General features: G+C 69.4%; 1 protein-coding gene. It reads right to left on the bottom strand.

The annotated features are described in order from the left end of the window. On the bottom strand, nt 1-399 hold a 399-nt coding region (locus tag AX692_RS00300; RefSeq protein ID WP_196491738.1), incomplete at both ends, for an IS66 family transposase zinc-finger binding domain-containing protein.

Here is a 399-nt window from a genome sequence, read left to right as displayed (position 1 = left end):
TGAGGGGCTGATGCTGCCCATACTTCTCGAACAGGAGCATGGCGAGGAAGCTGGGGCCCGCCCACCCGCGCGGAACCACGTGGAACGGTGCCGGCGCCTGCGCGATCTTCTCGCAGTCCCGGCACGCAAACTTCTCGCGCACCGTCTGGATCACCTTCCACGAGCGCGGGATCACCTCGAGCGTCTCGGTGACGTCCTCGCCAAGCTTGGAGAGCCGACCGCCGCCGCAGGCCGGGCAGGAACAGGGCGCAGGCACCACGACACGCTCGCGCGGCAGGTGCTCGGGGAACGGCTTCCTTGCGGGCCGCTTGCGCTCGAAGGCGGTGACCGTGGTGGTCTTAGCCGCCGCCGCCTCGGCGATCAGGTCGTCTTCGGCCGCGTCAGCCTCGAGCTCTTCGA

The organism is Erythrobacter donghaensis (assembly GCF_001557325.1).
In the GTDB taxonomy this organism is placed as follows: Bacteria; Pseudomonadota; Alphaproteobacteria; order Sphingomonadales; family Sphingomonadaceae; genus Erythrobacter; species Erythrobacter donghaensis_B.
This window is presented reverse-complemented; position numbering and strand designations above follow the sequence as displayed.